General features: G+C 32.8%; 8 protein-coding genes. 4 read left to right on the forward strand and 4 right to left on the reverse strand.

The window, feature by feature from the left end; genetic code table 11:
• A partial coding sequence (locus BG20_RS08750; RefSeq protein ID WP_010194059.1) for an EamA family transporter occupies positions 1-392 on the reverse strand: 392 nt, incomplete at its 3' end.
• A gap of 146 nt (positions 393-538) precedes the next feature.
• Positions 539-1,231 (reverse strand): DsbA family protein, encoded by a 693-nt coding sequence (locus tag BG20_RS08755; RefSeq protein WP_010194060.1) that lies wholly within the window; start codon positions 1,229-1,231, stop codon positions 539-541.
• Between the two features lie 409 nt (positions 1,232-1,640).
• Between BG20_RS08755 and BG20_RS08760 the strand changes: the two genes are divergently transcribed.
• From BG20_RS08760 to BG20_RS08775, 4 genes are all read left to right on the forward strand, one after another.
• The gene (locus BG20_RS08760; RefSeq protein ID WP_010194061.1) at positions 1,641-2,042 is read left to right on the forward strand and encodes a hypothetical protein; all 402 of its coding nucleotides are present in this window, start codon (positions 1,641-1,643) and stop codon (positions 2,040-2,042) included.
• A gap of 64 nt (positions 2,043-2,106) precedes the next feature.
• Entirely contained in the window at positions 2,107-2,547 is a 441-nt protein-coding gene (locus BG20_RS08765) for a hypothetical protein (protein WP_010194062.1), read from the forward strand.
• A gap of 50 nt (positions 2,548-2,597) precedes the next feature.
• Positions 2,598-3,422, forward strand: a complete 825-nt coding sequence (locus BG20_RS11720; RefSeq protein ID WP_010194063.1) for a signal peptidase I — start codon at positions 2,598-2,600, stop codon at positions 3,420-3,422.
• Positions 3,423-3,541: 119 nt separating this feature from the next.
• A complete protein-coding gene (locus BG20_RS08775) occupies positions 3,542-3,982 on the forward strand; it encodes a hypothetical protein (protein ID WP_007401258.1) in 441 nt (146 codons plus the stop codon).
• A 68-nt stretch (positions 3,983-4,050) separates the two neighbouring features.
• Here the strand turns inward: BG20_RS08775 and BG20_RS08780 are convergent, their stop codons facing one another.
• Together BG20_RS08780 and BG20_RS08785 are read right to left on the reverse strand one after the other, a co-directional pair.
• Positions 4,051-4,467: a hypothetical protein gene (locus BG20_RS08780; protein ID WP_010194064.1), complete on the reverse strand. Its 417-nt coding sequence runs from the start codon at positions 4,465-4,467 to the stop codon at positions 4,051-4,053.
• A 110-nt stretch (positions 4,468-4,577) separates the two neighbouring features.
• Positions 4,578-4,871, reverse strand: a complete 294-nt coding sequence (locus tag BG20_RS08785) for a hypothetical protein (RefSeq protein ID WP_010194065.1) — start codon at positions 4,869-4,871, stop codon at positions 4,578-4,580.
• Positions 4,872-4,925: the final 54 nt, after the last annotated feature.

Below are 4,925 nucleotides of genomic sequence, written 5' to 3' on the forward strand. Positions count from 1 at the left end.
TTGAGAATTATCATTGCAATAAAAATTGAAAATATAATTTCACTGCTGTTAAGCACTGCTGCATTTGCTGCACTAGAATCTTTTAGCCCAAAAAAATATGTGATTAATCCCAAAACTTCAGCAATGCCGATTAATGAAAGAAACAACCAATTTTTTTTTGTAATTTTTGATATAGGAGTTGATTTTTTTGAAACTGATGTGAAAAATAAACCATTCACAATGTAAATTACAAAAGCTAATGTAATTGGACTTACATTATTTATTCCATTATCTAGCAATTCTTTTGGTACTACATGCATTAGTGAAGCAAGTACTGCAGATGCTAAGGCTAGAACATATCCTATGTTGTGGAATTTTTGCTTCGATTGATTTATTCTAGATATTATTTCCACATTTGGGAATATGCCTCTTTGTTAATATGTGATCTTTTGTACTTTCATGTGAACATTTCTGATCGCTTCCTATTTTTTGGCAAAATTATTTTTATGATTTATAGCGATCAAAATTATGTTGAAAATTTATTTCTGTTTTATGATGATTATGACATCATTTCATCTATGGTTTGCTTGAATACCGAATAAGGCTGTGCACCTGATATTGCAACCCCATGACCGTTTGGACCAATCACAATAAATGATGGTGTTGATTTGGCGCCATTCTTTACTGCAATATTTTTATTTTCTTTAACTCTATCGTTGTATTTTCCAGAGTCAATACAATTAGAAAATAAATTTACATCAATTCCTTCCATTCCTGAGACAATGTTTTTGAGATTATTCATGCTTACCCAACCACTATTTTCATGACCTTGATTTTTATAAAGAAAATCATGATATTGCCAGTAAAGTCCTTGCTCGTCTGCACAATAACTTCCTGCATGTGCATTGATTGAATCTGGCCCTACAATTGGAAAGTCAACATAAATCAATTTCACTTTTCCTGTTGATATGTAGTCTCTATCAATTAACGGTTTTGTGTTTTGATTCCATTTTTGACAAAATGGACATTGATAATCTCCAAACTCAATTATGGTAATTGGCGCTGATGATTCTCCTAATACTGGTGAGCCTTTTGTTGTATCAATTGAAAGTTTGTTACTTTGAGATTCTGAGTTATAATTTGTAGAAATTAAAACAGCTCCTGCAATTACTACAATTACTCCAATAATGATAAATTTCGTTGTATTTAATTTTGGATTATTTTTGTTTATTTTTTGTCTCTTTTTACCCACAAATCTTGTTTGTTAGTTGGATTATAAAGTATTTTCCAATGATTTGACAAAAAATAGTATTGGAAAAATAAAGTTATTTTAGAATTTTTTACTGATTTCCCAAAATGACTCTTTGACTATTTCTCCATTTCTTGTATCTACTGATTTCTCCCAAGCTTTATGTTCTGGGGTAGATTCAAAGTAGTATATTTTTTTCATATTATACATTGAATTTTGTCTCTTATGATGATCTGTTTGTATTTGATTTTCAAACTCTACTATAAATAAAAATTGATAATTACAGTGATTGTCTAAATCCTATCCTATGAAATAATTGTATGTAATTATTTACAAACATTCTGTTATATTTCTTAAATGATTTCTTTTAGTTCTGAACACATCTATTTTAGCAATTATTGGTGTTGCCGTATTGCTAGTATTTAGTATCGGCTTTGGAGCAAGTCTTAGCACAAATCCAGGTATCAACAGAATCGGTGCAAGTGACAATCAAGTAGTTGCAGCTGCTAGAGGAAACGTTACTGCCCTTGCATGGACTGAAGAAGTAAACAGTGCAGGAAATGTTGCAGTTAAACAAATTGTATTTACTGTGGGAAATGAAGATTCTGCGACTGCTCACACATTCCAAGTTTGTGCTGTGCTTGAAGGGCCTATTGGTGTATTTCAGCCCCCATTAGGAACATCTCCTAGTTGCGTTTCTACATCAAGCATTTCTGCATCTGGGAACCTTGCATTACAAAGCCTCAATTTCACAAATACAGTACCTGTAAGTGATGTGGCAAATATCAGCTTCAGTATTGAAGAATTAAGTTAGAATTGAGCCTGATTTCATAATAAACAAGCTAGTCGATATTATGTGAAACTAGTTTATCTAATTCATGAAAATGTCACTTATCGCAATTATTGGTGTTGCCGTATTGGTTGTATCTACAATCGGTTTTGGAGCAAGTCTTAGCACAAATCCAGGTATCAACAGAATCGGTGCAAGTGACAATCAAGTAGTTGCAGCTGCGAGAGGAAACGTTACTGCCCTTGCATGGACTGAAGAAGTAAACAGTCTAGGTAATGTTGCTACTAAACAAATTAAATTTACGGTAGGTAATGAAGACACAGTCAATGCACACTCATTTCAAGTCTGTGCTGTTCTTGAGGCACCTGCATCCACATTCCAGCCAGCAGCAGGAGCACCTCCGGCATGTAACTCTACATCAAGTGTAGCAGCAAATGCAAAGCTAACTTTGGTAGGAATTAATTTCACAAACACAGTCGAAGTCAGTGATATTGCAAATATTAGTTTCAGCATTGAAGAATTGAATTAGAGGTAATTCTTCTTGCTTTTACATAATGATATATGTAAATGTGAAGCAAATTGAAACAAAAAATAAAAATCATTATTTTTCTATTACTCATTCCTGTTTTGATATATCTCTGGCCTGTTCAACTTTATGGCGATACAAGTTACATTATGCTGATAGGACAAAGTATGCATGGTACTATTGAGAGTGGAACTTTTATCATAGCTAAACCCGATCCGCAATACTATATTGGAGATATCATTGCATTTGTAAATGAGCATGATAGAAGTGTTGTTCATAGAATAGTTGAACAAACGGATGATGGATTTATTACAAAAGGTGACAACAATCCAAGAAACGACCCTAAGGTAATTCCTTTTGATCACGTACTAGGTAGAGTATTGTTTGTTGTTCCTTACGTTGGGTTTACCACATTATTCTTGCAAACATCAGTGGGGATGTCTATTTTTGGCATATTGATCTTAACTGTCTTTGCTAGTAAAAAATCCAAACAAAAGAAACTAACTAGTTTTAGTAGTGTTATAGTTTTTAAAATTGCATTTGTTGCAACCGTTGTTAATTATGTATTGACTTTAATGATAATTGGTACAAACATTCAGATTGCTAAAACAATTAACATTCCGTTTTCTGACTATTTTGAACCTTCAATAGCAAACACACTGTATTTTTGTTCTATCAGTATTGTGATCTTTGTATTATACTTGATTGATCATAGTCTTGATAAGAAAAAAACAGAAGATTCAAAATACCTGAAACTGATTTTTTCTCTAGCTGGAATAATGGTGCTTTTATTACAATTAATTAGCATCGTCAACACAATTCCGTTTTTTAGTAACTTGATTACTGAGCAAGGATGGGCATTGAATTTTTTTAATTAGTTCTTTTCATTCTAATACCCTTTATTATCGATAAATTTTGTAAATTCCACTTTGGAATAGATAAACGAGGCATATTTCCAGTCATAATATTACATTTTGTAGTCTAGTTTCTATTACCAATGATTTATCAAAAACTGTCTAGTTTTGGGGTTTTGTTTGCTATTTTAGTGATTGCAGTTACATCTGGAATTTTTGCAGAAGAATTTTCCTTTGCTGCAAAACCTATTCTAGATGATATGTCTAGTGAATTTTTTACACCTACTGTAGGTCATGTTGAAGATGTGTCATTTGTTCAACAAGTATCTCCTACAGGAACAATTGAAGTAGATCAAATCACTTTTACTGTTGTGGCTGATGATCCTAATGTTCGTTTGTTTCAAATTTGTGCAGTAATTGAAGGTCCCTCTGGAACATACAGTCCATCAATTGATAATTTTCCTGCATGTACAAAAACAGAATTACTACAAGGAAATAAATCTGATATTCAAACAATTGATTTTTTGAATCCAGTTAACGTCAGTGATCTTGTTGGAATTAGTATTAGTGTTAAAGAAATCTAATTAAACTATAATATTTACAAAAGACATTTTTTAATTCAATCTGTTTTAAAATTTCTAATCTGCTAAACCTAGGCTATTTGGTGTACTGCCATATTCCAATATGATAAATTGTTAGTGGTTCTAGGTATTGCAAAAGTTATTGTAGTAGAACCTGTGTTGCTTGCAGAAATTGATGCTGTATTAGAACAATCTGCTCCGCTTCCTGATGTGTCGCTGATCAAAGCTCCTGCTTTTACAATCATGCATATTCTATATGTATGGGCGACACTGTCGATATTTTTAACTGTGACAGTTGCAGATATTGCATTAGATCCTGATGTATTTAATACCGTATTTGTAACATCCACCGTTGGTTTTGATACTACAATGTTATCTGCGCTGCCAATTTTATGTACTTTTGGTACAGTGTTTAATGATGCTCCAAAACCCACTGTGGCAATGATAAGAATTACAATTCCTACAAAAAAATAAATTTTTACACTCATACCATTCTCCTATGTGATTGTCACTGTTATGGAACTTAATGTAATCCGTTCTGCAGATGTTACTTGTCCAGCACCTGTCAAGTTGATTGTAATGCTTGTTCCTGCAGGATTCATTTTTTTAGTACCGCTTCCAATCTCTGTCCCAACATTATCATAAAAAAAATATTCACATTGTCGTTTTTTGCTACAACACTATTGAATGTGATTGTTACGCTTGTAATACCTGCAGAAGTTCCAAGATTCATCCCAATTATTCCCTTTGTAGTCGAATCATTTACTTTTAGTGTTCCAATTTTGTTTACATTGGGGCTGGTTGTCAATGATTTTCCATAGCCCTCATTGGTAAACATGACTACTGCAAATATCCCAACCAGTACAAATAGAATGCCTATTTTCACATTCATTCCTCTTCCCCATATGCCATGTGCTGATTGTTGCTAAATGATTCTGTTGGAAAA

The sequence above is a fragment of the Candidatus Nitrosarchaeum limnium BG20 genome, from assembly GCF_000241145.1.
GTDB lineage: Archaea > Thermoproteota > Nitrososphaeria > Nitrososphaerales > Nitrosopumilaceae > Nitrosarchaeum > Nitrosarchaeum limnae.